This window comes from Bradyrhizobium yuanmingense (genome assembly GCF_025200905.1).
Taxonomy (GTDB): Bacteria; Pseudomonadota; Alphaproteobacteria; order Rhizobiales; family Xanthobacteraceae; genus Bradyrhizobium; species Bradyrhizobium yuanmingense.
The window spans coordinates 820,804-846,198 of record NZ_CP104173.1; the positions used below are offsets into that span (position 1 = coordinate 820,804).

Sequence of the window (25,395 nt, forward strand, 5' to 3'; positions counted from 1 at the left end):
TCCCCCGGTTGAAAATGATCATCCCAAATCAAAATCCGAGAATAATCTTGCGCGACGACGCCAAATAATCAAGCTGCAACTTGATCATTCACAGCTTTGGGGCGTGAACCCGTATTCTGGCGCGATGTCGCGGCATCAAGCGGCCCTGCGCGCGAGCAATCTGCCGAGTGGTGCGTTGGGCTGGGCGATCGCCGCCGTCAGCAGGGCGACGAGGTCCTCCATCCATTCGCCGACCGCTCGGCCCTCGAGCAAATCGCGCTTGTAATTGCAGGAGCCGGTAATGCCGGTCGGGCGCTCCTTGAGCATCAGCGACAGCCAGGTCTGGTCGATCGGCAGCACCGGCTGGCCTTCGCGCGCGACGTTGCCGATCGATTCCGTCGCGAGATCCGGGAGATCGAGCGGCCGGCGCAACGGATTCTGCAGCGTGAAATAGACCTGGAGCAGCGAGGCCGGATCGATCCCCTCCTGCTCCAGTCGATCGGCCAGGACGTTGAACGGCAGCTCCTGCCGCGCATGCGCCTCGAGCACGCTCTGGCGCACCCGCAGCAGAGCCTGCGCGAAAGACAGGTCCGGCGTGATTGTCGTGCGGACGATCACCGTGTTCTCGAACGGGCCGATGATCCGGTCGGTGTCCGGCTGGGCACGATTGGCCATCGCGGTCGCGACCGCGATGTCGGTGCGGCCCGTCCGGGCCAGCAGCATGGCCTTCAGGCCGGTGAGGAAGCACATGAACAGCGTGCAATTGTGCTGGCCCGCAAACGCCGTCAGCCGGGCGATCAGCTCGCGCTCGAGGCAGACCGGATGATGCCCGGTGGAGGCGCCCGGGCTCGATTCGCCGTCGAAGAGGGGACCCGCTCCGCGCAAATTCAGGATCCAGTCGGAAGCCTGGCGGCGCGCCGCGTCGGTGCCGCACCACCAGCGCTGCCAGCGTGCCACGTCCGAAAAGGCCGGCGGCGGGCTCGGCAGCGGCGCAGACGGATATCCGGCCAGCGCGGCATAGCGGCTCGACAATTCCTCGAACAGCACGCCGATCGACCAGCCGTCGACGACGGCGTGATGCAACGTCAGCAGCAGCACGTGGTCATCGTCGTGGAGCCGCAACAGCCGGGCGCGCAACAGCGGCGCGCGCGTGGTGTCGATCGGGGTATAGGCCTCCTGCTCGATCAGGAGATCGATCTTCCTGAGCTCGAGCGCCTTGCGCCGCTTGTTGTTGTGGGAATGACCGTCGCCGATCGTCTCGACCGTCATGATTCGGCCGAGCGTGCGTGGCGCGGCGATGCGGCTTTCCGGCTCATCGCCGTTCCAGGCGAACGCGGTGCGCAGCGATTCGTGCCGGCGCACCACGTCGTCGATCGCCTTTGCCAGGGCGGCCGAATCGAGCGGGCCCTGCAGGCGGAAGGCGAAGGGCAGGTTGAGCTGCGGCAGCCCCGGCAGATTCCGCTCGATGTGCAGCATCTGGTCCTGTCCGATGGAAGGGGCCGGCGGCCCGCCCGCAGCCGATCGCGGCAGGCTTGCGGCAGGCTCGTGCGGCTTCGTGGCCACGGTCTGTTCGACCCGCCGCGCCAACCCCTCGATCGTCGGCGCCTCGAAGATGGCCTTGATCGGCAACGAGACGCCGAGCGCCCGCGCGATGCGCGCCATCACCTGGCCGGCCAGCAGCGAATGGCCGCCGAGGTCGAAGAAATTGTCGGTAACACCGATGCGTTCGACGTTCAGCAGGTCGATCCAGATGTCAGAGAGCACCTTTTCGGTGAAGTGCCGCGCCGGGACGACCGCATCCGCGCCGGACGTTTCCGGCAGGACGGACGCCAGCAGCGCCGAGCGGTCGATCTTGCCATGGGCGTTGAGCGGCACCTGATCCAGGAACAGGAAGGCGGCGGGGATGGCGTGGACGGGCAGGCGGCTCTTCAGGAAGTCGCGCAGCTCGCTGGCGCTGCTCCGGCTGCCGGGCTTGGCGACGACATGGGCGATCAGCCTGATGTCGCCGCTCGCCTCGCGGCGCGGTTCGACGATGGCGGCGCGCACGCTTGGATGCTCGGCCAGCGCGTTCTCGATCTCCTTGAGCTCGATACGATAGCCACGGATCTTGACCTGATGGTCGGCGCGGCCGAGGCATTCGATCGTCCCGTCGGCGCGGCGCCGGGCCAGATCGCCGGTCCGGTAGAGCCGGCTGCCGGCCTGGCGCGAGAACAGATCGGGCAGAAAGCGCTGCCGGCTCTGCGCGGGATCGTTGATATAGCCGCGGCCGATTCCGGCGCCGCCGATGCAGAGCTCGCCGGTCACGCCGATCGGTTGCGGCTGGAGCTGCGCGTCGAGCACGTAGAGCTGCGTGTTCGGCAGCGGCGCCCCGACCGGAACGTTGGCCGTCGCGATCGCCGGCGCCTTGGTAAGGCGATGCAGGGAGACGTCGTCGGAGCATTCCGACGCGCCATAGGCATTGATCAGCGGCACCCTCGGGCAGCGGGCAAACCAGGCGCGGCAGAGCTCGACGGGCAACGGCTCGCCGGTCGAGATCAGCAGCCGCAGCTTCGCGAAGGCGCGCCGGATCGGCGCCTCGTCCATACGCTCGAGAATGAGGCGCAGCAGCGAGGGCACGATCTCGAGCACCGTGATGCCCTCGCGCTCGATCTCGCGCGCCAGCAGCATCGGGTCCTGCACGATCGCGCTGCCGCAGACATGGACGCGCGCGCCGACCATGGGACCGGCGAGGAATTGCCAGACCGAAATGACGAAGCTCTGCGGCGCGATCTGCGCGATCACGTCCTTAGGCGAGAGGCCGAGTTCGGAGATGAGCGAGGCCAGATGGTTCGACAGGCCGCGCTGCTCGATCATGACGCCCTTCGGCGCGCCGGAGGAGCCGGACGTATAGACGAGATAGGCAAGGCTCGAGGCGGCGCGGCGTGCGGCGCGGGCCGGCTTTGTCGACCCGGATGCAAGAGCGTCGTCGAGCTCGGCCACCGGGATGCGCTCGACCAGCGGTTCGAGCAGGGCCTCGACCATGGCAGACTGAGCCCGCCCGGTCAGCAGCACGCGGGCACAGCTCGATCCGAGGATGGTCGAGAGCCTAGCCGTCGGCTGGTCGGGATCGAGATTGAGGAAGGCCGCGCCGACGCGCTGCACCGCGATCATCGCGGCGAGCAGGTCGGGCCCGCGCTCCGCGAGCAGGGCAACCACGCTCTCGGCGCCGACGCCCTCACGGGCAAGCCAGCGCGCGGCCGCCCCAGTGCGACGCGCCAGCTCGCGATAGGTCAGGGACGTGCGACCGTCCGAGACCGCGACTGCGTTCGGCGTCTTCCTCGCCTGGCGCTCGAAGCGTTCGCTCAAGTTGCCGCGTGTGGTGAAATTGGCCGGCATGCCCCGGCCTTTTGCCAGCGCTTGCCGACGTTCGGCCTCGGTCAGGAGCGGCAGGCGCGAGATGCGCTGTTCCGGATTGGCGATGACGGCCTTGAGCAGCGCCTTGAACTGGGCCGCCATGGCTTCGATCGTCGCGGCCTCGAACAGATCGGTGGCGTATTCGAAGAAGCCGGTGAAGCGGCCATCGGCCTCGACCAGTTCGAGCGTGATGTCGAACCGCGCCACCCTGGGATCGACTTCCAGCCGCCGGGTCGACAGGCCAGGAAAACGCGCTGCCTCGATCGAGGCGTTCTGGAGGATGAACATGATCCGGAACAGCGGATTGCCGTCGCTGCGGCGCGCCACCCGCAATGCGCGCAACACCTCCTCGATCGGAAGGTCCTGGTTGCGGTAGGCGTCCAGCGTGACCTGCCGCACCCGCCGCAACATCTCGCCGAAGCTCGGATCGCCGCTGAAATCGTTGCGCAGGACCAGGGTATTGGCGAACAGCCCGATCAGGCGTTCGCTCTCGATCTGGTTGCGGTTGGCGATCAGCGATCCCGTGGCGACGTCCTCATGCGAGGTGTGGCGGAACAACAGGCACTGGAAAGCGGCGAGCAGCGTCATGAACGGCGTGACGCCCTGGTTCTGGCTCAACGCGCGCAGCTCGGACGAGAGGGACTTTGAGAATTCAAGGTAGTGACGCGCTCCGTGTCCGCTCCAGATCTCAGGTCTCGGCCTGTCGGTTCTCAGCGGCAGCATGGTGACGCCGTCGAGCTGGGTCCGCCAATAATCGAGCTGCTCCCTGGCCGCGGGCGTCTGCGCCCAGCTTTGCTGCCAGAGTGCGAAGTCGCGATATTGGAAAGCGGGCGGCGGCAGTGCGGCCGAATGCTTCTTGCGTGTCGCGGCATAATGGACGGCGAGCTCCTGCCAGAACAGCCGCTGCGACCAGCCATCGGTGGCGAGGTGATGGACGTTGACCACCAGCGCATGGTTGTTCCTGTCGAACGACAGCAGTGTCGTCTTCAGGGGCGGCGCGTGGGCCAGGTCGAACTGACGTTGCGCAAGCCTGAGCGCCTCGCGCCGGATTGCCGCAGGCCGCCTGCCCGCAGGGCATGGCTTGAGCTTGATGCGCTCCAGCCGCGGCGTCGATGACAGCACGAGTTGCATCGGCTCGCCCTGGCGCTCGACGAACACCGAGCGCAGCGCCTCATGGCGCGTTGAGATCGCAGCGAGGCTCGCAGACAGCGCGGCGGCGTCGACCGGGCCCTTGAGGACGGCGATCTCGACGACGTTATAATTGTACCGCGTCGGGTCCAGTCGCGAGAGCACGTACATCCGCTGCTGCTGGAACGACAGCGGTGCGTCCGTGCCTGCAAGCCGGCGCCAGCCCGGCAGCGCCGTCTCGCGCCGGCTTGCGGCGGTCTCGATCCGGGCCGCAAGCGCTGCGACCGTCGGGCAATCGAAGATATCCTCGAACGAGAAGTCGACATTGAAGCGGTCGCGCAGGCGCGAGCGCATCTGTGTCACCGCGAGCGAATCCGCGCCGAGCGCGAAGACGTCCTGGTCGGCGCCGACCTGCGGCAGCTCCAACAGGCCGGCCCAGATCTCGGCGAGCTGGCTCTCGACCGCATTGCGCGGCAGCCGGGTCTCGTCGTCCGCGTCGACCGTTGCAATCAGCCCGGCGAGGGCGTTGCGCTTGACCTTGCCGCTGGCGCCCTTCGGCAGCGCCGCCACGCTGCGGATCAGGCTCGGTATCTTGTAGGCCGCAAGCCGCTTTCGCGCGAATTGGCGCAACTGGTCCGAGGTCGCCTCGGCGTTCGGCCGCAGCACCACGACGGCCGCGACGTTCTCGCCGAGCTTCTGGTGCGGGACCGCGAACACGCCGGCTTCCAGCACCGCCGGATGGCTGAGCAGGACGTCTTCCACCTCCAGCGGCGATATCTTCTGCCCGCCGCGGTTGATGACGTCCTTGATGCGGCCGACGATGAAGAGATAGCCGTCGTCATCGAGATAGCCGAGGTCGCCGGTCCTGAACCAGCCGTTGCGGAATGCGGCCCGCGTCGCCGGCTCGTCATTATAATAGCCGCGGCTCATGTTCGGCCCGCGCAGCACGATCTCGCCGTGCGCCCCGCTTGCGAGCGTGCGGCCGGTCTCGTCCATGATCGCGATCTCCGGGCCGGCGGCGCGACCGACCGACGCGACCTTGCGCAGCTCGAACCGATTGGCCGCAATCTGCGAGGCCGCCTCGGTCATGCCGTAAGTTTCGAGCACGGGAACGCCGAACGTTGTCTCCAGCCCGGCGAGAATCGTCGGCGCGAGCGAGGCCGAAGCCGACCGGATCACGCGCAGCGACGATGGTCGGGCGCGGTCGGGGTTTACTTCCGCCGCCGTCAGCAATGCGCGATGAATGGTCGGCACCGCCGTGTACCAGGTCGGTTGCAGCTCCCGCATCCAGCCGAAGAACGACGCTGCGTCGAAACCGTCGGTGCAGATCACGCTGGAGCCCGCGGCCAGCGCCGTGAGCAGGCCGGAGATCAAGCCATGGGCATGAAACAGCGGCAGGACGTTGAGCAGGCGATCATGCATCGTGAGCGACAGCACATGGCCGGCATTGTAAGCGGACAGGCAGACATTGCGATGGGTCAGCGGCACCATTTTCGGTCGCGCCGCCGTGCCTGACGTCAGCAGGATGAACGCATCGTCGTCACCGCGCGAAGCGCCGCCGGCATTGGCCGGCCCGATCGCCGGAGCAATGAACGCGCAGCCGCCGAGATCGTGGGTGGGCCCCGCCACGAAATCGATCAATGCGATGTCGAGCATCCTGGCGGCGTCACGGCTCGCCGAGTTCATGTCGGCCCGGGTCACGAGCGCGGTCAGCTTCAGTTCGCTGAAATAGCGTTGCAGCTCGTCCGCCGTCAGATCGGGGTTGACGGGGACGCAGGCGCAGCCTGATGCGACTGCTAGCAGCGCCAGGGCAGTATCGGCGCCGAGCGGCAGCGCCACCGCGATGCGGTCTGCGGGACGGATGCCGAGTTCACGCAAGGCACGCACCAGTTGCCGGATCGACTCGGCCAGCGCGCCATAGCTGAGCGCCGGCCGGCCGGGAGCGAGGAGTGCGGGCGCCGCCGGCGTCCTGCGGGCGTAGAATTCGAGAAGGCCGCTGATATGCGCGAACACCTTCGTTTCGGCCGTGGTGCCGGCTGATGCTTCGTCCGCTCCGGATGCAATGTCCGACAACGCCATTCCCTTTTGGACCGATTAAGTTATTCTTCCAAGAAGTTGGGGAATGCGTCCAGTCCGAGGTGAAGTTTGGACCCCAAAATCTGTGGTTGAGGGGCCCTCGAGCCCTTCGACGGAGTAAGGGTCGGGCAGAATCACGATGCTGGAGAATGAGCCGAGCACGAGTTTGGAAGGTGGGCTGAATCACTGGCTCGAAAGCATCGGCCTCGGGCACTACACCGATCTTTTCGCGCAGCACCGCCTCGATCTCGACGTCATCGCGGATCTCACCGAAGCCGATCTGGTCGAGCTCGGATTGCCGCTCGGCGATCGCAAGCGGCTGCAGCGGGCGATGGCGGCGCTGTTTCAAGCGGAAACCACGGAGGCGCCGGCGGAGGCGCCGCGTCCGCAAATCCGGGCGGAGGTCGGAGCCGAACGGCGCCAGCTCACCACGATGTTCTGCGACATGGTGGATTCCACCTCGCTGTCCGCGCAGTTCGATCCGGAGGACGTCCGCGACATGATCGCGGATTTTCGCGAGACCTGCGTCCGGGTGGTCAAGCAATACGAGGGCTTTGCCGCCCGTTTCGTCGGCGACGGTATCCTGGTCTATTTCGGCTATCCGACCGCACATGAGGACGATGCCGAGCGCGCGGTGCGCGCCGGGCTCGAGATCGTGCGGGTGCTGTCGACGGCACGCGCGGTCGAGCCGCGTGGTGCGCTCAGCCATTCACCCGCCGTCCGCATCGGGATCGCGACCGGCCTCGTTGTGGTCGGCGACCTCGTCGGGCAGGGCACCGAAGAACGCGACTCCGCGGTCGGGGAAACCGTCAATCTCGCGGCGCGCCTGCAAGGCCTGGCGCCGCCCAACGGCGTGGTGATCTCGGCCTCGACGCAGGCGCTGCTGAAGGGGAAGTTCGACTACCGCAATCTCGGAGTCCACGACTTGAAGGGGATCTCCGAGAAGGCCCAGGCCTGGCACGTGGTGCGCGCCTCGCGGTTGGAGACCCGTTTCGCTGCGGCGATGGGTACGCGCCTGACGCCGCTCGTCAACCGCGAGGAGGAGATCGCGCTGTTGATGGGGCGCTGGCAGCAGGCCAAGGACGGCGACGGCCAGGTCGTGGTCAAGTTCGGCGAGCCCGGAATCGGCAAGTCGCGCATCATCCAGGAGATCTTCGAGCGGATATCGGGCGACCGCCATGGACAGGTCTCGCTGCAGTGCTCGCCCTATTACACCTCCACCGCGTTCCATCCGTTCGTCGAGCAGCTCAAATTCTCCCTCGGTCTCGATCGCGAGGATTCGTCCGCGCTGTCGCTGGCGAGCCTGGAGAACGCGATCGCCGCCGCCGATGGCGACATTGAGCAGGTCACCCCGCTGTTTGCCGCGCTGCTGTCGATACCGACCGGGGACCGCTATCCGCCGCTCGAGCTGTCGCCGCAGCAGCAGAAGGATGCGACGGTCGTGGCGCTGGTCAACCATTTCCTCGGCCTTGCGCGCGAGATGCCGCTGGTGATCGCGTTCGAGGATTTGCATTGGATCGACCCGACCTCCCGCGAGGTGGTCGACCTCCTGGTCGATCGGGTGCAGAACCAGCCGATCCTGGCGATCATCACCGCGCGCTCGGAATTCCAGGCGAGCTGGAACGCGCATTCGCACATCACCACCCTGGTCCTGAACCGCTTGAGCCGGCAGTTGCGCACGACGCTGGTGGAGCGCGTCGCGGGACGCGAGCTGCCCAAGGAGGTTGTCGAGGAGATCATCGTCAAGACCGACGGCGTGCCGCTGTTCCTGGAAGAGCTGACCAAGACGGTTCTGGAATCCAATCTGCTGACCGAGCGGCACGGGCGCTACGTGCTGTCGGGACCGTGGCGGCAGCTCGCAATCCCGGCCACCCTGACCGACTCGCTGATGGCGCGGCTCGACCGGATGGGACCTTTCAAGCGCATCGCGCAGATCGGCGCCACGATCGGCCGCGAGTTCTCCTACGAGACGCTGCACGCCGTTGCCAATGCGCCGGCCGAGCAGATCGAGGCGGCGCTCAGCCATCTGCAGGAAGCCGGGCTGATCATGCGCCGCGGCCATCCGCCGGATGCGCTGTACTCATTCAAGCACGTGATGATCCAGAACGCCGCGCATGGGAGCCTGTTGCACAGCGAGCGGCGCAAGCTGCATGCGCGGATCGCCCAGGTGCTCGCCGAGATGTATCCGGAGAGGACCGAGCGCGAACCGGAGCTGCTCGCCCATCATTTGACCGAATCCGGCCAGAGCGAGGGCGCTGCCAGCTTCTGGCTCAAGGCCGGCAAGCAGGCGGCCAAGACCGGGGCCAATCTGGAGGCGATCGGCCACCTGCGCCGCGGCCTTAACGTCGTGCAGGCCAATGCGCGCATGCAGGGCGCCGACGAGATGGAGCTCAAGCTGCGCATCGCGCTCGGCAACGCGCTGATCGCCGCCAAGGGCTACGCGGTGCAGGAGGTCGAGGAGAACTACATCCGCGCGCTGGAGCTCGGCCGTCAGCTCGATGACGACGAAAAGGTCTTCGCTGCGACGCGCGGGCTCTGGGTGTGCCATTTCATCCGCGCCGATCTCACCCGCGCGCACGATCTCAGCGTCGAGCTGTTGAAGTTTGCCAAGCGCGAGCGGCTGAACGAGCGGACGCAGCCGGCGCAGCAGACCGGCTATCTGATCGAGGCGCACCGCGCGATCGCGATGACCATGCTCTATCGCGGCCGCTTCGCAGCCTCGCAGCACCATTTGCACCGCTGCATCAACCTGTTCAGCCCCGATCTGCACTCCGACCTGATGGAACGGCACGGCATCGATCCCGGTGTCGTTTCGCTGTCCTATCTCGGTTACCTCCTGTGGTTCCTCGGTCGGCCCGACGCGGCGCGCCAGCACAGCGAGCAGGCGATCGCGAACGCCGAGAAGATCCGCCACCCCTTCACGCTCGCCTTCGCGCTGGTGTTCGGCGCCTATCTCCGCCAGCATTTGCGCGACGTCGAAGGCACGCGCGACTACGCCAATCGCGCCATGATCATTGCCACCGAGCACAATTTCCTGCACTGGAAGCAGCAGGCGGCGATCCTGCGCGGCTGGGCGCTGGCTCAGCTCGGCGAAGCCGACGAAGGCCTCGGCCAGATGCGCTTCGGCCTCGACGAGTACGAGGCGATGGATTCCTGGCTCGCCGGCTGCTGGTTCCGCTGTCTGCTCGCGGAAACGTACGCCAAGGTCGGGATGCGCGACGCCGCCTTGCGCGCGCTGGATGGTGCGCTTGCGACCGCAAGGCGGACCGGCGATCACTTCTATCTCGCCGAGGTCTATCGCATGCAAGGCGAGATCACGCTGGCGGGTGGCGACCCGGCGTCGGTACAGGAGGCGGAGGACCTGTTCGGCCTTTCGCTGGAGACCGCACGCAAGCAGGGAGCGCTGTCCTGGGAGCTTCGCACCGCCGTCTGCCTCGCGCGCCTGTCGCATCAAGCCGGCAAGCGCGAGCACGCAAGACTCCTGCTGATGCCGATCGTCGGCAAATTCAGCGAGGGCTTTTACACGCCGGACCTGAAGCAGGCGATGCAGCTCCTCGATGAGCTCGGTAGCGACGCGGCGGTGCGCGAGCAGGCCGGTCTGTGACATGAGCGATCTTGCCGCCGCGCGTGCGCGCTACGCTGAGTTGATCGCCAGGCGCGAGCGGATTGCCTCGAAGCGTCTGCTCGATGCGCTCGCCGCTGTTCCGCGCGAGGACTTTCTGCCAAGAGGACCCTGGCGCATCAAGGGCGAGGCGGCGCGCAGCTACCGGCTGACGTCCGACGCCGATCCCGTTCATCTCTACGACAACGTGCTGGTCGCGATCGATGCACGCCGCAAGCTCGACACCGGCCTGCCGAGCCTGTGGGCGCATTTGATCGACATTCTCGACGTCAAGCGGACGGACCGTGTGGTGCAGATCGGCTGCGGCCTCGGCTATTTCTCGGCGGTGCTGTCGATGATGGTCGGCGAGAAGGGCCGCGTCCATGCGATCGAATGCGACGAGCGGCTCGCGACCCGGGCGGCGAGCTATTTGCGCGGCTATGGCAATGTCACGGTCGTCCACGGCGATGGATGCAAGGACGTGAGCGAGCCCGCCGATGTGATCATCGTCCATGCCGGCTTCCCGCACCCGCACCCGCTCTGGCTGCGGTCGCTCCGTCCGCGCGGCCGTCTTCTGGTGCCGCTGACCCAGCGCGACCGCGAAGGCGCCGCCCTCAAGATCACGCGGAGGGCCAGGGGTTTCGAGGCAGAGGCGATCCAGCAGATCCGGATCTTTCCCGGCCGGGGCCGCGGCGTGACCGCCCTCGACGACCGCGTCGCCGACTGGTGGCAGCGCGCCTCAGCCCTGGCGCCGCTCCGCTTTCGCGGGCTGGAGCAGGGGCTGCCGTCGGATGGCTAACACTTCGTTTCGCTTTACCTTGATTTCGATCGTGAGTTTCCGGCATCTCGCATTGCCGCTATCAGTGCGGGTCTGATGGCCATTTGAGCGTGCTCCATGCATTCCGTTGCCCTGCTGACTGCCAGCTACGCCAAGGATATCGAACGCTTTTCGCTGCTTAGCGAGAGCATCGACACCTGGCTGTCGGGATACACGCGCCATTATGTGCTCGTTAACGATGAGGACGTGCCGCTGTTCGCGCGCTTCGCGTCCGACAAGCGGGTCATCGTTCCGGCCTCGCGCTATCTGCCGAAGTGGCTGTTCGCGCTGCCGCCGGCGCTCCAGTTCGGCAGCCGGCGCGTCTGGCTGTCGCTGCTGTCCTCGCCGGTGCACGGCTGGCACATCCAGCAGATCCTGAAGATCGCCGGCGTCCTCAACGCGCCCGAGCAGCGCGTCTGCATCCTGGATTCGGACAATCTGTTCTTCCGCGAGTTCGACGTCAGCCGATATGCCGGCGCTGAGACGACGCCGCTGTTCGTCACGCGCAAAGCGATCGCCGCCGACCACCCGTTGCACGGCCTGTGGCTGCGCACCGTCGACCAGCTTCTCGGCATCAAGGAGCGCGCGTTCCCGGCGGACGATTATGTCGGCAACGCGCTGGTCTGGGACAGGGACACGGCGCGTGCGATGACGGACGCGATCAAGTCGGCGACCGGCCTGAGCTGGGCGCTGGCGCTGTGCCGGAAGAAGAAGTTTTCGGAGTATCTGCTTTACGGAAACTTCGTCGCCAATGCGCCGGAACACCTGGCGCGACATCGGCTCACCGAAGACAGCATCGCGGTCTCGCACTGGGACGACACGCCGCTCGACCGCCCGGCCATCGAAGCGATGATGCGCACGGCCTCGCCCGAGCAGGTCGCGCTTTGCATTCAGTCCTATTCGTCGACGTCGATCGCCGACATCCGCGACGTGTTCCGCCTGTCCTCGCGCGAGCGGCGCGCGCCGAGCCTGGCCCCCGATCATATCGGCGATGTGGCCGCGTTCGAAACGCCGAAGACACGCTGATTTCTAAAGCATGATCCGGAAAAGTGCATAGCGGTTTCCGAAAAGATCATGCTCGAACAATAATCTAAAGCGCGATGACGATTCATCCTAATCGCATCGCGCTTTAGCCGTCCTTCGTGAACTTGCTGATGACGTCCATGAACGGCTTCGGCTTGAACTCGCCGTCGAGCGGCAGGGGGCGGTTCGGCTGCTTGTCCTTGCGGGCAAAGGTGCCGTTGATCCAGCTGTAACGGTCCGAGATGCCCCAGGTCAGGATCGACCGCACCGGGCCGCTCGCGGCAACGGCCGTCAGCAGGTCGTCGACGCGCTTGGCGACGACGGCGTCGCGCTCCGCAGGACTTCCCGCCAGCTTCTGGTCGTCGACGTCGAGCTCGGTGATGAGAACCTCGAGCCCCCAGGAACGCAGCTCGGTGACGAATTTGGCGAGCCCGTGCGTGTCGATCTCAAGCTCGGCGTGAAGATGCGCCTGCAGCCCGACGGCGTGGAGCGGAACGCCCTGATCGAGCAGGTCCATGATGAGGGTGCGATAGGCCGCCCGCTTGGCGATGAACGAGTCCTTCGCCGACTCGATGTCATATTCGTTGATCGCGAGCTTGACGAAGGGGTCGGCCGCGGCCGCCGTGCGGAACGCCAGCGGAATCCAGCGATCGCCGAGATGTTGCGTCCAGAAGGTGTCGCGCCGGTCCTTCGGGCTGCGCGGATTGTCCGGGATCGGCTCGTTGACGACGTCCCACGACGTCAGCTTGTCCTTGTAGTAGGAAACGACGGTGCCGATGTGGTCGAGATAGGCGCGTTCGACGCCCTTGCTGCCCTTGATCTGCTTGGTCCAGTCCGGAATGTCGTGATACCAGGCGAGTGCGTGGCCGCGCATGGTCAGATCGTTGTCGCGCGCGAAATCCAGGATCGCGTCGGCGCGCTCGAAGGTGAACGTATGGGCGTCCGGCCGCAGCATCGGCCATTTCAGCTCGAGCACCGGCACCACCTGCGTGCAATAGGTGCTGATGGCCTCGCCGAGCCGCGGATCGGCTTGCAGGTCCCAGAGCGTGGCGGCTGCGCCGTAGCCCGGGCGGCGTTGGACGCGTTTCGAGGCCGGCACCGCGGACGCCGATGCGCCCGCCGCGAGCGTTGCGACACTGCCGAGCAGGAATTCGCGTCGGTCGAGCCCGGTCACGCGTGCCGCTGCATCGCGGCTTCCGCGATTTCGTAATAGTGAAGCGCGCCCTTCTCGAGCGTCAGGTGGTCCAGCACATAATCGCGCGGCGCGAAGCCTCCTGCGTCGACCTGCGACCAGAAACGGCCCCAGCCCGCCGCGAAGCTGCCCGCATCAGTGAAGGTCATGCCGCAGCGCGCGTCGAAATAGGGCACCGAGGACACGTTGCCCTCGTATCGCACCTTGTCCGGGAAATATTTCGGATCCTGCCAGGGTCCGCCGCGATCCCAGGCGAAGACGGGCACGCCGCTCGAGAGTGCTTGCTGACAGGCGATGCCCTGGCTCTCGTGCTCGCAGAGGAAGATCATGCTGCGGCAGCGCGCCAGCGCGGCCTTGTAATCCTCTTCCTTGTATTGCCCGTAGCGGATCGTTTCGACCGTGCGGCCGCTGGCTTCGAGAAACTTTCGGATCGGCTCGATCAGCTCCGGTTGATACCGGTCGTAATCCCAGCGGACCTTGTCGTAGAACAGCACGTCGATCTTCTTCTGCGCGGCCGGCGCCGGGACCCACAGATCCGTCTCGATGCCGACGGGCCAGGCACCGACATGGGGCCAGTGCGGACGGAACATGTCGGCATACCAGGCGCACGGCAACAGCACCTGCCTCACGTCGAGATCCTCTAGAGTTTCTGGTGCGTCGATCGGATGGTCATACATGGCGACGCCAAGCAGCAGTGGATTCTTCCACTTGAACCAGTCGAGCACGAACGGCCGGCCGATGATGCAGGCCAGTTCCTCCGGATGCTTCCGAATGTAGCGATAATCGTTGATGCGGTAGCGAATGCCAAGCCGATCGAGACCTGCGCACAGATTGAGCAGAACGCGCCGCTGTCCGCTGATGAAGGACTTGCCCAGCAGCAACCGGCGCAGCAGCGGCCGAAGGTGACGGTCGCCGGGAAACCAGCGGTCGTCTCGTTCCTCGAAGAAGAGGTTGAGGACCATCCTGTCGCGGCCCTTCGCGCCGGGATACGCCGGAGCCGCGGGAGCAGTGGCGGTTCGACGCGGGAGGGAGGTCGATCTCGCCCGTGTTCGTTCGACAACGTCCATATCAGTTACATCAGTGCGTCGGAGGAGTCGGGCGACGTTTCGCTATCATTGCTTCTTTTCTGTGATCGCGCCCGCTCCTTCAAGGACAGGGCAAATTTAACGCTAACGCGCGATAACCGCGTGCTCGCTCCATTAGCGATCCGATTTGCAGGGTTATCCGGCTATCCTTGACTTGTCCTTGACCTATCCTTGGCAATGCCAGCGGCGAGCCCCGATTGTCGCACCCAATCGTCTTAACGATCCGTTAATCCTGATGGCCGCCCACGGTCCCGTGCTCGCATGCTGAACCGCCATTTCTCGATCTATCTCGTCGCCTACATCCTGCCTGCGGCGGTGGGCTTCTTCGCCGTCACGGCCTATACGCGGCTCCTCAGCCCGGCGGAGTACGGCGTCTATGTCGTCGGCATCAGCCTTGCCGGGATTCTGGGCGCGATCTTCTTCGCCTGGATCAAGCTGTCGGTGTCGCGCTATCAGGCGATGTCGGCGGAGGTCGATTTTCGTGGCACGGCAATCGTCGCCTTCGCGCTCACGGCCGCGGTGCTCTGCGCCACCACTCCGCTGGTCGTCCTGTTCCGCAGCGATGTCAGCGTCGAGCTGCTGCTCGCCAGCATGTTCGTCGCGATCATGGCCAATGCAGTCGATGTCGGCCAGGAGTTCGAGCGCGCTAAATTGCGCCCCTACCGGTTCGCGGCGATCTCGATCGTGCGCAGCGTCTCCAGCGTCGGCTTCGGTCTTCTCGGAATCTGGCTCGGCTGGGGTGGATTGGGGCTGCTCGCCGCATTCGGCCTGGGGTCGCTCGCCGGCATCATCCTGAACCTCGTCGGCGACCGCACCGGGATCGCGCGCTTCCAGCGCAGCCAGTTCATGCAGCTGGCGCGCTACGGCCTGCCGCTGACGCTGGCGGGATTGTCCGTGGCGGTCTATTCGGCCTGCGACCGCCTCATTGTCGCTTATCTGCTCGGCAAGGACGCTGCCGGCATCTTCGGCGTTGCCGCCGATCTGCCGCGCCAGTTCATGGTCATGATCGCATCCAGCGTCGCCGCGGCGACGGTGCCGCTGGTGTTCCGGTCATTGTCCGAGAACAACGGCGAGACGACGCGGGAGCGGCTGACCGAAAGCCTCGAGCTGCTGCTCGTCGTGGTGGCGCCCGTTGCGGTCTGGCTTGCGCTTGCGGCGGACCAGGTGGCCGGAACGCTCGTCGGGATCGACTTCCGCGCCGGCGTCTCGGCCCTGTTGCCGACACTGGTGCTTGCGCGGCTTTTCGGCATCGCCAATCAGTTCTACGTGCAGATCAGCTTCCAGCTCGCCGAGCGGCCCTTCATGCTGGCGGCGCAATCCTTTCTCACGCTGGTGATCAGCGTCATCCTGATGTTCGCGCTGATCGGCGGCTACGGCCTTCACGGCGCGGCGCTGGCGACGCTGGCAACCGAGGCGATCGGCTTCCTCGTCGCACTCGTCCTGATGCATCGGGCCCATCCGGTCCCGTTCGAGCTCAACCGCCTCGCCGGCGTTGCCGCCTCCGCGGCATTGATGGCGGCGGCGATCCTTGTTGCGCGCGCGCAAGTGGGCGGCACCGGCCTCGCCTCGCTCGTCATCGTCAGCCTCGCCGGCGGCCTTGCCTATGCGGCCGCGGCCTGGCTGCTCAATGTTGCGAACGTGCGAACGTTGTCGCTGCGTTTCCTGCGAACGTTGAACCGCAAGGCTCTCGGCGTCTAGCGGGAGGGCTATTCGCGCGTCCGTACGGTCGCACCAAAAGGTGATCCGGACATTCTGCCGCAGCGATCGAGGCCAGCTCCGGCCGCCCTCGGCTGACGGCCGCCTTCCGCCTCCGCGAGGCGTCGTATATGAGAGATTTGTCGTCCGAACGTACCGAATCCCGCCACAGACGGAACGTAAGGCGACTGCAATTTCTTAATGCAACGATTCCAATCTGACACGTGAGCGATACCAGCCGACTGGCAGCTCGACCGAGGATGGCATGAAAAACCGATCGACGACGGCGCAATCCATCAGGGCGGTGGGGCGCCGGGGGCCTGCCGGAATCATGGCGCTCGTGGCGGCGGCGACCCTTGCGGCGGCCACCCCGGCGATTGCGGCCAAGCAGCAGCGCCAGGTGGCCGAGGCAGTCGCGCCGCGGGTGGCCGGCGATCCGGTCATGGCGATCGTGTCGATCAAGAGCCAGCAGGTCACTTTCTACGATGCCGACGGCTGGATCGTGCGCGCGCCGGTATCGACCGGCACCACCGGACGCGAGACGCCGGCTGGCGTCTTTGCCATCCTTGAGAAGAACCGGGAGCATCGCTCGAGCCTTTATGACGATGCCTGGATGCCGCACATGCAGCGCATTACCTGGAACGGCATCGCCCTGCATGGCGGACCGCTGCCCGGCTATGCCGCCTCGCACGGCTGCGTGCGAATGCCGTTCGGCTTCGCCGAGAATGTGTTCGACAAGACCTATATCGGGATGCGCGTGATCGTCTCGCCGCATGACACGGTCCCGACGGAATTCTCTCATCCCTCGCTGTTCGTGCCAAAGCCGGAGGCCATCGCGGCCGTGCCCGGCCGGGCCGACAAGCTCTCCGCCGAGGCGGAGGAGGCCACAAGGGCGGCCGACGAGGCCAAGAAGGCTGCGTCCGCCGCCGCGAAGGAAGCCGCCTCGCTCCCGGCCGCGTTGCGCAAGCTGGAACAGCAGAAGACCCGCGCCGATGCCGAGCTCGCCTTCGCCGACAAAATGCTCGCAAATGCCAAGACGGATCAGGCCCGCGCCAAGGCCGAGGAGCTGAAGCAGAAGGCAGCAACCAAGGCTGCCGACGCGGCGACGCAGCTCGAGGCCGCCAGGGCCGCCGCGCAGCCGAAGCGCGATGCGGTGGCTGCGACCAAGGAAGCCGCGAAGACCGCTGCGGCCAGAAAGACCGAGGCCGTGAAGGCGGCGACCGACGCGAAGCTCGCGGGCGAGCCGGTCTCGGTCTACATCAGCCGGGCGACGCAGAAGCTCTATGTGCGTCGGAACACGCACAAGCCGGCGCCCGACGGCGGCGGCGAGGTGTTCGACACCAGCATCGAGGTCCCCGTCACGATCCGCAATCCCGAGCAGCCGATCGGCACGCATATCTTTACGGCGATGGCGAAGACCGGGACGGGCCTGCGCTGGAGCGTTGTCACGATCGAGAACGGCGATGAGGCGCGCAACGCACTCGACCGCATCACCATCCCGCAGGACGTATGGGACCGCATCGGACCGACCGCGTTGCCGCGTTCCTCGATCGTCGTCTCGGACGAGCCGCTGAGCAGCGAGACCAATTACCGCACCGAGTTCGTCGCGGTGCTGAGCAACGAGCCGCAAGGCGGCTTCATCACGCGCAAGCCGACCGCGCCTGCCATGATCGCCAGCGATGACGGCTGGGACAACGGCTTCGGCTTCTTCTATCGCGATCCCTACGTCCAGCCGGCCAACCCGCGCCGGCGCAGCCAGTACCAGTACTATCAGCCGGCGCAGCCGTTCCAGCGCGGCTTCTGGTAAAGGACGCGCCGCCTCGGCCAACGCCCCTGCTACGGGCGGGCCTCGATCACGATCGCCTGGATCTTGCCCTCCACCGGACCGGATCCATGGCGGGCCCGGATTGCCTCCGCAACCGTATCGGTCGCAGCCTGAAGCTTGCCGGCATCCCGTGCCTCGATCTCGCTGCGCAGCGGCGTGCCCTGGCAGAGCGCAATGGCGACATCTTCGGCTAAAGGCGCGCGGCTGATTTCGGATCGGGCTTCGATCGAGATGTCGCGGAAGCCAGCTCGTTCGAGATCGCTCCTGATGACGGCCTTGTCGTGATAGCCGTGCGGCGTCCGGACCATGAAACGCGGCGGATCATTGGGAAACAGCTTCTCGAGCGCGACCGTTGCTTCATGCGTGAGCGCATTCTCCTCGATGCGATCCCAAACGTTGAACACGAACGTGCCGTCCGGCTTCAGGACGCGCCTGACCTCGCCATAGGCCTTGATGCGGTTCGGAAAGAACATCGCGCCGAACTGGCAGCAGACCACGTCGAACTCGGCGTCGCCCAAGGGCAGGGCCATTGCGTCCGCCTGGCGCCAGGTGATGCGATCGTCATTCGCCTGGCGCTGCGCTGCGACCGCGAGCATCGGTTCGTTGAGGTCCGTTGCAACGTATCGAACGCCGCGCGGCAGCGCCGCCGCCACGGCACGCGTCACCGCACCGGTGCCCGCTGCGATCTCGAGCAATACAGCGGGAGAGCGTGCGGCAACGCGCCTTGCGATGTCCTCCGCATAGACGGCGAAGATCATCGGGACCAGATACTCGTCGTAGATTTTCGGAATCGAGCCGGCGAAAACCTTGTCAGTGTCGGGCATGCTAGCCTCGCTGAAGGTTCGGACACGAGGCCACGTTACCATGGTTTCCCGCAAGAGCCAGCAACGGCGTACATTGCGGGCAATCGGTTCTACGATCTCCCGCCGCCGATCTCGCGGATCGGCCGCGTGCCGTCCCAGCTCATCGCGGCCTGCCGCACCTTCTCGAAGAACGGGCCCTTGGTGCCGCTGATGTCGGAGATTTCGATCACCGTGCCCGGATGCGCCTGCGTGTCGAAATAGGCAAAGCGTCCCTTGTTGCCGCCGATCTGGCCCTCATGGCCGATCCGATAGCCGAGCCCGAGCGCCTTGTCGTAGAGCGCCTGATAGTCGTGGCTCCAATACGACATGTGCTGGAGCCCTTCGCGCCCGGCATCGAGAAATTCCCTGTAGAGCGAGGGCGCGTCGTTGCGCTGCTGGATCAGCTCGATCTGGAGATCGCCGGAATTCGCCAGCGCAATGCTCATCTCGACGGCCGAATCCCGGCCGCGATGCCGGAACCAGTCGGTCTTGACCCGGTCCATGTAGTACCAGGGGCCGACGCCCATCACCTCGATCCAGTGCTTCATCGCGGCGTGGATGTCCCGCACCACATATCCGTTCTGGCGCACCGCGCCGAAGATACGGCTCATGCCCGCGCTCCTGTCGTCAGCTTGCTCACTTGACCTCGATGCCCGCGTCCTTGGCAACCTGCTTCCAGGCCGTGATGTCGCGGGCGTTGATGTCGCGCTGCTCCTCGCCGGGCACGAATTGCGGCGTGATGCCGAGCGCCAGCAGCTTCTGCTTCACGACCTCATCGCCAAGGGCCTCCTTCAGGGCCGCCGACAGCTTCTGCGTGATCGGCGGTGCGACACCGGCCGGCGCATACATCGCCCAGGACAGGCTGCGGTCGAACGCCACGCCCTGCTCCTTGTAGCTGGCGATTTCGGGCAGGCTCGGCGACCGCTCGCCGCAGGCGGCCAGCGCCTTGATCGAGCCCTCCTTCACCAGCGGCGTTGCGGTGGCAACGTCGAGCGTCGCGAGCGAAATGTGGCGGCCGAGCAAATCGCCGGCCAGCTTTGCGATGCCGTTGAACGGCACGTGGTCCATCTTGATGCCGGTCTGCTGCATCAGGATTTCCGCGCAGAATTGTCCGGTCGAGCCGACGCCCCAGCTGCCGTACTGGATCGGCTCGCCCTTCTTGGCCAGCGCGACCAGACCCTTGATGTCATTGGCGGCAAAGTCCTTGGTCGCCACCAGCATGATGGAGGAGACGCCGACGCGCCCGATCGTCGTGAAGTCCTTGATCGGATCGTAGGGCAGTTTTGGATAGATCGCGGGCGCCAGCACATGCGTGGTCATGCCGCCGACGGTGATGGTGTAGCCGTCATTCGCGGAAGTCGCGACCATCTGCGTGCCGATCGTGCCGGCGGCGCCGGTGTGGTTCTCGATATAGATGCTCTGCCCGAGCGTCTTGCCCATCCTGTCCGCAAGCAGCCGGCCGACTACGTCGCCGCCGCCGCCGGCCGCGTAAGGCAGCAGCATCCTGATCTTGCGGGTGGGGTAGGCGGCAGCATCCTCGGCGCGGGCGGACGGCGCCGCTGACAAGATCAGCAGCAATGATGTGACGATGCGAAGCGCTGCGATGGTTTGCGCGGGCAAAAGGCGAGCGTGGCTTGCCATGGCGTTCTTCCCCCAATTGCTCTCCGCTTATCGAGCGGAGTTGAAACGAACGATCGTTCGTACGGTTGACTAGCGAACGAGCGTTCGTTAGTCAAGCAGCATGGCTGTCGACACCTCCAGCGCGGCTGAAGCGGCTGCGCCCACGACGCGCGAGCGCATCCTCGCCGAAGCGCTCAATTTGTTCGCGCAGAGCGGCTATGGCGGCGCCTCGATGCGCGAGCTCGCGCGCCGCGTCGGCATCCGCGAGAGCAGCCTCTACAACCATTTCCCCGGCAAGGCGGCGATCCTCGAGGCGATCGTCAGCGAGCATGGCCCGGCCAGCTCGGCGAGCCGGCTGGAGGAGCCGCGCTACAAGCAGCTGGCGCGGCAGCCGGCGGAGTTCTGCCGGCAGTTCGCGCTCGACCTCGTCGAGCAATGGTCCGATCCGCGCGAGCACCAGTTCCAGAAGGTCATCACCGCCGAGCGCAACCGCGTGCCAGGCATTCGCGCCAAATTCGCCGATCATTTCTACGCGCGCGAGCAGAGCCTGATGACGGATTATTTCCGCGGCTTCGCGCTCGCCGGCCTGATCTCGACCACTGATCCGCGCGAGACCGCGCGGCTGTTCGCCGCCGGTCTGATCTACATCCGCCTCGAGCATTACGTGATGGGCGCGGTGCCGTCGCCGCGGCCGAAGGTGATCGAGGCGATCGACCGCTATCTCGCCTTCTTCCTGTCGCTGATCGCGGCAGGTCAAGACGCCGACAACAAGAAACGAAAGCCCAAGGGAGAAATGCGTGGCAAGGCTGCCCCTGATTGATCCGGAGACGACGAGCGGCGACATTCGCGCCTCGTTCGACCGCATGCCGGTCAAGCTCAACATCTTCCGCATGATGGCCCATGCCGAGGCCAACATGATTCCGGCGATGCGGCTCGGCAATTCCATCCTGCACAAGCAGAAGCTCAGCGCGGTCAACCGCGAGCTTCTGATCCTCCAGTCCGCCCAGCTCGAAGGCGGCGCCTACGAGTGGCGCCAGCACGTGCCGATCGCGCTCGGCGTCGGCTGCACGCAGGACCAGATCGACGCCGTCGAGCGTAGTAACTACGACGCCGCCGGCCTGAGCGAGGCCGAGCGCGCGCTGCTGAAGTTCGGCCGCGAAGTGGTCGAGAACGTCCGTGTCCCCGAGACCATCTTCGCGGCCGTGCGAAAACATTTCAGCGACCAGGAAATCGTCGAAGCCATCGTCGCGCTCGGCTTTTACATGATGATGGCGCGCCTGACCGAAGCAACGGAAACCGATCTCGATCCCGCCGCCGGCATGAAGGTCTATGACGGCGGCAAGAAGCCAGGCGGCTGAGATGGCGGACACCGAGAGCAAGCCGGAGCGTTACATTCGTCCGCCGAGCGCGGAATCATCCGGAGAAGCGCCGGGCAGGGGGCGCCTCAAAGGGCGCCGCATCCTGATCGTCGGCGGCGGCCAACGCGTGTTCGACGCAGCGAGCGATCCAATCGGCAACGGCCGTGCCATGAGCATCCTGTGCGCCCGCGAGGGCGCCAAGGTCGCGGTCGCCGATCTCAACCGCAGCTCCGCCGAACAGACGGTGAAGCGCATCACGGATGAAGGCGGCGAGGGTTTTGCCATCGCGGCCGACGTCACCTCGGAGGCCGACGTCGTCCGCATGATCGACGAGGCGCGCCGCGCCATGGGCGGGCTCGACGGCATGGTGCTGAACGTCGGCACATTCGGCAAGGTCGGGCTCGATGCCGTCAGCCCCGAGGAGTGGAACAAGATCTACGACGTCAATGTCCGCGGCCCCATGCTGTGCTGCCGCGCCGGCTTGCCGAAATTCGACGATGGCGGCGCCATCGTCTTCATCTCCTCCATCGCCGCGCTGAAGGCGGGCTCGCAGATGGCGGTGTACGATTCCTCGAAAGCCGCGCTCGGCGGTCTGATGCGCAACATCGCCCATCTCGGAGCCCGCCGCGGCATCCGCGCCAATCTCGTCTATCCCGGACTCGTCGACACCCCCAACGGCCGCGAAGCCGGCGCCGGCCGTCCCTCCCGCGGCAAGAGCCACATCCCGTTCGGCCGCCAGGCGACAGCCTGGGAGATTGCCTATGCCGTGCTGTTCTTCCTCTCGGACGAAAGCGTCTACGTCACCGCACAGACCCTCGCAGTCGATAGCGGCCTGAGCGGGATGTAAGCGCTCTTCTGTAGCCCGGATGGAGCGCAGCGTAATCCGGGACCGCTGCCTCACCGCGCAACCTGCCCCGGATTGCGCTGCGCTCCATCCGGGCTACGGACTTGTGCGTGCCTATCGCCCGTGCGACCGCGCGCGACAAACGAGATGGTCGAGCGAGACGTTCCCCGGCCCGTAAGCCATGATGCCAAGTGCCATCGCTGCCCAGGTGAGATGGACCGGCCAGCCGTCGGGCACCGTGAGCTCGACGATCACGGTCATGAACAGCAGCCCGAGCGCGGCGAACCGCGTGCCCAGTCCCAGCACCAGCAGGATCGGGAACATGATCTCGCCGGAGCCCGAGAGAAAGGCCATCACCGTCGGGGCCGGAAAGTGATAGGGCCCGCCGGGCAGATGCAGCATGAATTCGTCGCTGAACAGCGTCACCGCGGTGTCGTTGAGCTCGAGGAAGCCGCTCCATTTGAGCAGGCCCGAGCGCCAGAACGGCACGGCCAGCGCGAGGCGCAGCACCAGCTGGACCAGCGATGGCATCGCGAGCGCCTGCACCAGATGATTGGCTCTGTCGATGAGTGCTCCGGGCGACGGCAGGCCGCTGGCGGGCGTCATGGGCTGCTCCGTGATCATGATGGGTCTCCGCAACAGAGCGAGGTGAAGGCGCCGGCTTCGATCAGCCCGGCAATGTTTGCGGCGATGTCGAATTCGCTTGCCGCCGCCAGCGCCGCCGCCGCGGCTTCGCCGAGCGGCCGGCCCGACATGAGATGGTGCGCGAAGACCGCGCCGCCGGGTGGAAGGCGGCGCACGGCGACGTCGAATTCGCCTCGCGTGATCAGGGCATCTTCCGGCGTCGAGGCATCGATCGGCATGATCGGCGCGTCGTCGCGGTTGGCCGCAAAGATCGTCACGGCAGCGTAGTTCGAACGCAGGCACCGTGCGGCCGGGTGCGGAATGAACACCAGATCAGCCAAGTGGTCGGGCGTCACCGCCGCGAGCCGGGCCGGCGACAGCGGGACGGCGTCGGCGGCGTGATAGGCATCGAGCCAGGCCCGCTCGAGACGCGCGACGTCGGCGAGCCAGGGCAGATCTTGCGCATGCTCGTAGGCTTCGATGAAGTCCGGGAATTCGCGGCCGTATTCGAACAGCAGCGGCGATGTCGGCGGATTGCTGCGCACATGCAAGCGCGCCATCGCGCGGAAGAAGTCGACGCCGGTGATGCGCTGCACCGCCGGATAGATCGCGGCGAGCGCGTCGATCAGGCTGACCGTGACGTTGTTGCGGTAGACGTCGTAGCGCCGGCCAGCGGCCTTGCCGTTCGGGCCGGTCACGAGCTCAGGCGTGCTGCGCGCCGGATCCAGCAGCGCCGGCGCGAACGATGCGGCAAAGCACAAACCTGGTTCAGGCGGCATGACGCTCTCCTGCCGGCACGGCGGACTGATGGCGATCGAGGATCGCCTGGGCGGCAGCGGCTTCCGCTTGCAGCACCGGCCAGTCCGGAATCTTGCTGTCCCATTCGATCAGCGTCGGCACCGGCCCACGGCGGCGGATCACGATCTCGTAGAGTTTCCAGACGGCGTCGGCCACCGGGCCATCGTGGCTGTCGATCAACAGCAGGTCACCTTCGTCGTCGGCCTGCTCGGCATGCCCGGCGAGATGAATTTCCTCGACGCGCGACAGCGGGAAATCAGCGAGGTAGTCGAGCGCAGAATATCCATGGTTGGCCGCGGAGACGAACACGTTGTTGACGTCGAGCAGCAGGCCGCAGCCGGTGCGCTCCGCAATGGCGCGGATGAATTCGGTCTCGTGCATGGAGGATTCGCGAAAGGCGAGATAGGTCGACGGGTTTTCCAACAGCAGCGGCCGCCGGATCGCCTCCTGCACCTGATCGATGTGATCGCAGACGCAAGTCAGCGTCGCCGCCGTGTAGGGCAGAGGCAACAGATCGTTGAAGAAGCTGGTCTCGTGCGTCGACCAGGCGAGATGCTCGGAGACCAGCGCCGGCTGATAGCGCGCGACCAGGCCGCGGAAGCGCGCCAGATGCGCCTTGTCGAGCGGCCGGGGTCCGCCGATCGACATGCAGACGCCGTGCAGCGAGAGCGGATGATCGCGGCGGATCGCCTCCAGCGCGCGATGCGGCGGCCCTCCCGCGCCCATGTAGTTCTCGGCGTGGACCTCGAAGAAGCCGCGCCGATTCTTTGCCTCGAGGATTGCCGGGAGGTGCTCGGGCTTGAAGCTCGTCCCGGCAACGCCGCCGATCGGCGTTGCGAAGCGGAGCGGCAGCGCTGCTGGCGGGGCCGGCTTGATCGTGCTCATCGTGCTGCTCCGTTCGCGCTTGCCGTTGCGCCGGCCGTCAGATCGGCTTCAGCGAACCCTTCTTGCCGCCCGGCAGCTCGATGCTGGTGCAGGTGCCGCCCTTGACGAATTTCCAGGCATTACCCTGGTAGTCCACGGTCGAGGTGCCCTGGCAGGTGGTGCCCGGTCCCGCCGCGCAATCGTTCTGGCCTTTCAGTGCGACGCCGAAGCACTTCTCTTTCTTGGCGGCGACGGCGGCATCGGCTTCGGCCTTGCTCAGGGGGGCGGCGGAGGCAAGGGTCGCGAGCGCGGTCGACACCGCACCGGCGAGGACGAGGGAGGTGACGGTATGTTTGGCAGACATCGAGGTTCTCCTGTTCGAATGGTGCCGCCCGGCAGGCGAGCGCGCATGATCTCCTTCGTTCCGCGCGCCGCCCGTGTTACGGCGGGCTGCTCACGAAACCGTGAGATCGATTGGATCGGGCGCACGGTCGGTGCGCTTGGACGGGATTAGCGGGCAAGTGGGTGCCCAAATCCAATGCCTTGGCGCTATCGACACGTTAGAGCGAGAGCATTGGATGCGTCCGACCAAACTTGGCAGAGGTAACGGACGGTAGGAAATCTGCGTAGG

18 protein-coding genes are annotated in these 25,395 nt (G+C 66.1%); 8 read left to right on the forward strand and 10 right to left on the reverse strand.

Annotated elements, in window-relative coordinates; all coding sequences use genetic code 11:
* Positions 1-135: 135 nt before the first annotated feature.
* On the reverse strand, positions 136-6,579 hold the full coding sequence (locus N2605_RS03975) for a non-ribosomal peptide synthetase (protein ID WP_260345890.1): 6,444 nt from the start codon (positions 6,577-6,579) through the stop codon (positions 136-138).
* A 136-nt stretch (positions 6,580-6,715) separates the two neighbouring features.
* Here N2605_RS03975 and N2605_RS03980 point away from each other — a divergent pair, with 136 nt between their 5' ends.
* The 3 genes from N2605_RS03980 (at position 6,716) to N2605_RS03990 (ending at position 12,020) form a co-directional block, all read left to right on the forward strand.
* Positions 6,716-10,180, forward strand: a complete 3,465-nt coding sequence (locus tag N2605_RS03980; RefSeq protein ID WP_225147763.1) for an ATP-binding protein — start codon at positions 6,716-6,718, stop codon at positions 10,178-10,180.
* Between the two features lies 1 nt (position 10,181).
* Positions 10,182-10,976 (forward strand): protein-L-isoaspartate O-methyltransferase family protein, encoded by a 795-nt coding sequence (locus N2605_RS03985; protein ID WP_225147762.1) that lies wholly within the window; start codon positions 10,182-10,184, stop codon positions 10,974-10,976.
* Positions 10,977-11,072: 96 nt separating this feature from the next.
* On the forward strand, positions 11,073-12,020 hold the full coding sequence (locus N2605_RS03990; protein WP_036026769.1) for a DUF6492 family protein: 948 nt from the start codon (positions 11,073-11,075) through the stop codon (positions 12,018-12,020).
* Positions 12,021-12,123: 103 nt separating this feature from the next.
* On the opposite strand, the gene N2605_RS03995 is transcribed toward N2605_RS03990, so the two are convergent.
* Both N2605_RS03995 and N2605_RS04000 read right to left on the reverse strand, forming a co-directional pair.
* The gene (locus N2605_RS03995) at positions 12,124-13,191 is read right to left on the reverse strand and encodes an endo-1,4-beta-xylanase (RefSeq protein WP_225147761.1); all 1,068 of its coding nucleotides are present in this window, start codon (positions 13,189-13,191) and stop codon (positions 12,124-12,126) included.
* The gene (locus N2605_RS04000) at positions 13,188-14,276 is read right to left on the reverse strand and encodes a glycosyltransferase family 1 protein (RefSeq protein ID WP_225147760.1); all 1,089 of its coding nucleotides are present in this window, start codon (positions 14,274-14,276) and stop codon (positions 13,188-13,190) included. The genes N2605_RS03995 and N2605_RS04000 overlap by 4 nt, the downstream gene beginning before the upstream one ends.
* Positions 14,277-14,555: 279 nt before the next feature.
* On the opposite strand from N2605_RS04000, the gene N2605_RS04005 reads away from it, so the two are divergent.
* Positions 14,556-15,992, forward strand: a complete 1,437-nt coding sequence (locus N2605_RS04005; RefSeq protein WP_225147759.1) for a lipopolysaccharide biosynthesis protein — start codon at positions 14,556-14,558, stop codon at positions 15,990-15,992.
* 262 nt (positions 15,993-16,254) lie between these two features.
* The gene (locus N2605_RS04010; protein ID WP_036026748.1) at positions 16,255-17,796 is read left to right on the forward strand and encodes a L,D-transpeptidase; all 1,542 of its coding nucleotides are present in this window, start codon (positions 16,255-16,257) and stop codon (positions 17,794-17,796) included.
* Between the two features lie 29 nt (positions 17,797-17,825).
* Here the strand turns inward: N2605_RS04010 and N2605_RS04015 are convergent, their stop codons facing one another.
* The 3 genes from N2605_RS04015 to N2605_RS04025 form a co-directional block, all read right to left on the reverse strand.
* Positions 17,826-18,638, reverse strand: coding sequence for a class I SAM-dependent methyltransferase (locus N2605_RS04015; RefSeq protein ID WP_260345895.1), 813 nt, complete (start codon positions 18,636-18,638; stop codon positions 17,826-17,828).
* 89 nt (positions 18,639-18,727) lie between these two features.
* Positions 18,728-19,267: a VOC family protein gene (locus tag N2605_RS04020; protein WP_225147757.1), complete on the reverse strand. Its 540-nt coding sequence runs from the start codon at positions 19,265-19,267 to the stop codon at positions 18,728-18,730.
* 25 nt (positions 19,268-19,292) lie between these two features.
* Positions 19,293-20,297 (reverse strand): Bug family tripartite tricarboxylate transporter substrate binding protein, encoded by a 1,005-nt coding sequence (locus N2605_RS04025; RefSeq protein ID WP_260345896.1) that lies wholly within the window; start codon positions 20,295-20,297, stop codon positions 19,293-19,295.
* Between the two features lie 100 nt (positions 20,298-20,397).
* On the opposite strand from N2605_RS04025, the gene N2605_RS04030 reads away from it, so the two are divergent.
* Genes N2605_RS04030 through N2605_RS04040 form a run of 3 tightly spaced genes read left to right on the forward strand, consistent with a single transcriptional unit; the run spans position 20,398 to position 22,481 of the window.
* On the forward strand, positions 20,398-21,096 hold the full coding sequence (locus N2605_RS04030) for a TetR/AcrR family transcriptional regulator (protein ID WP_036026741.1): 699 nt from the start codon (positions 20,398-20,400) through the stop codon (positions 21,094-21,096).
* Entirely contained in the window at positions 21,074-21,634 is a 561-nt protein-coding gene (locus N2605_RS04035; RefSeq protein WP_260345897.1) for a carboxymuconolactone decarboxylase family protein, read from the forward strand. The genes N2605_RS04030 and N2605_RS04035 overlap by 23 nt, the downstream gene beginning before the upstream one ends.
* Before the next feature lies 1 nt (position 21,635).
* Entirely contained in the window at positions 21,636-22,481 is an 846-nt protein-coding gene (locus N2605_RS04040) for an SDR family NAD(P)-dependent oxidoreductase (protein WP_225114022.1), read from the forward strand.
* 111 nt (positions 22,482-22,592) lie between these two features.
* Here the strand turns inward: N2605_RS04040 and N2605_RS04045 are convergent, their stop codons facing one another.
* The 4 genes from N2605_RS04045 to N2605_RS04060 are packed head-to-tail and all read right to left on the reverse strand — an operon-like array spanning position 22,593 to position 25,128.
* A complete protein-coding gene (locus N2605_RS04045; RefSeq protein WP_260345898.1) occupies positions 22,593-23,102 on the reverse strand; it encodes a DoxX family protein in 510 nt (169 codons plus the stop codon).
* Entirely contained in the window at positions 23,099-23,881 is a 783-nt protein-coding gene (locus N2605_RS04050) for an HvfC/BufC N-terminal domain-containing protein (protein ID WP_260345899.1), read from the reverse strand. Before N2605_RS04050 ends, N2605_RS04045 begins: the two co-directional genes overlap by 4 nt.
* Complete coding sequence (bufB, locus tag N2605_RS04055; protein WP_260345900.1) at positions 23,871-24,785, reverse strand: MNIO family bufferin maturase; 915 nt, start codon at positions 24,783-24,785, stop codon at positions 23,871-23,873. The genes N2605_RS04050 and bufB overlap by 11 nt, the downstream gene beginning before the upstream one ends.
* A gap of 37 nt (positions 24,786-24,822) precedes the next feature.
* Positions 24,823-25,128, reverse strand: a complete 306-nt coding sequence (locus N2605_RS04060; RefSeq protein WP_036026732.1) for a BufA1 family periplasmic bufferin-type metallophore — start codon at positions 25,126-25,128, stop codon at positions 24,823-24,825.
* Positions 25,129-25,395: the final 267 nt, after the last annotated feature.

Bases quoted from the DNA above. Each gene is read 5' to 3' on its own strand.
- N2605_RS04060 (WP_036026732.1), bottom strand. From the start codon at position 25,128: ATGTCTGCCAAACATACCGTCACCTCCCTCGTCCTCGCCGGTGCGGTG.
- N2605_RS04010 (WP_036026748.1), top strand. From the start codon at position 16,255: ATGAAAAACCGATCGACGACGGCGCAATCCATCAGGGCGGTGGGGCGC.
- N2605_RS03990 (WP_036026769.1), top strand. From the start codon at position 11,073: ATGCATTCCGTTGCCCTGCTGACTGCCAGCTACGCCAAGGATATCGAA.
- N2605_RS03980 (WP_225147763.1), top strand. From the start codon at position 6,716: ATGCTGGAGAATGAGCCGAGCACGAGTTTGGAAGGTGGGCTGAATCAC.
- N2605_RS04015 (WP_260345895.1), bottom strand. From the start codon at position 18,638: ATGCCCGACACTGACAAGGTTTTCGCCGGCTCGATTCCGAAAATCTAC.
- N2605_RS04030 (WP_036026741.1), top strand. From the start codon at position 20,398: ATGGCTGTCGACACCTCCAGCGCGGCTGAAGCGGCTGCGCCCACGACG.
- N2605_RS03985 (WP_225147762.1), top strand. From the start codon at position 10,182: ATGAGCGATCTTGCCGCCGCGCGTGCGCGCTACGCTGAGTTGATCGCC.
- N2605_RS04040 (WP_225114022.1), top strand. From the start codon at position 21,636: ATGGCGGACACCGAGAGCAAGCCGGAGCGTTACATTCGTCCGCCGAGC.
- N2605_RS04025 (WP_260345896.1), bottom strand. From the start codon at position 20,297: ATGGCAAGCCACGCTCGCCTTTTGCCCGCGCAAACCATCGCAGCGCTT.
- N2605_RS04005 (WP_225147759.1), top strand. From the start codon at position 14,556: ATGCTGAACCGCCATTTCTCGATCTATCTCGTCGCCTACATCCTGCCT.
- N2605_RS04020 (WP_225147757.1), bottom strand. From the start codon at position 19,267: ATGAGCCGTATCTTCGGCGCGGTGCGCCAGAACGGATATGTGGTGCGG.
- N2605_RS03975 (WP_260345890.1), bottom strand. From the start codon at position 6,579: ATGGCGTTGTCGGACATTGCATCCGGAGCGGACGAAGCATCAGCCGGC.
- N2605_RS04000 (WP_225147760.1), bottom strand. From the start codon at position 14,276: ATGGACGTTGTCGAACGAACACGGGCGAGATCGACCTCCCTCCCGCGT.
- bufB (WP_260345900.1), bottom strand. From the start codon at position 24,785: ATGAGCACGATCAAGCCGGCCCCGCCAGCAGCGCTGCCGCTCCGCTTC.
- N2605_RS04045 (WP_260345898.1), bottom strand. From the start codon at position 23,102: ATGATCACGGAGCAGCCCATGACGCCCGCCAGCGGCCTGCCGTCGCCC.
- N2605_RS04050 (WP_260345899.1), bottom strand. From the start codon at position 23,881: ATGCCGCCTGAACCAGGTTTGTGCTTTGCCGCATCGTTCGCGCCGGCG.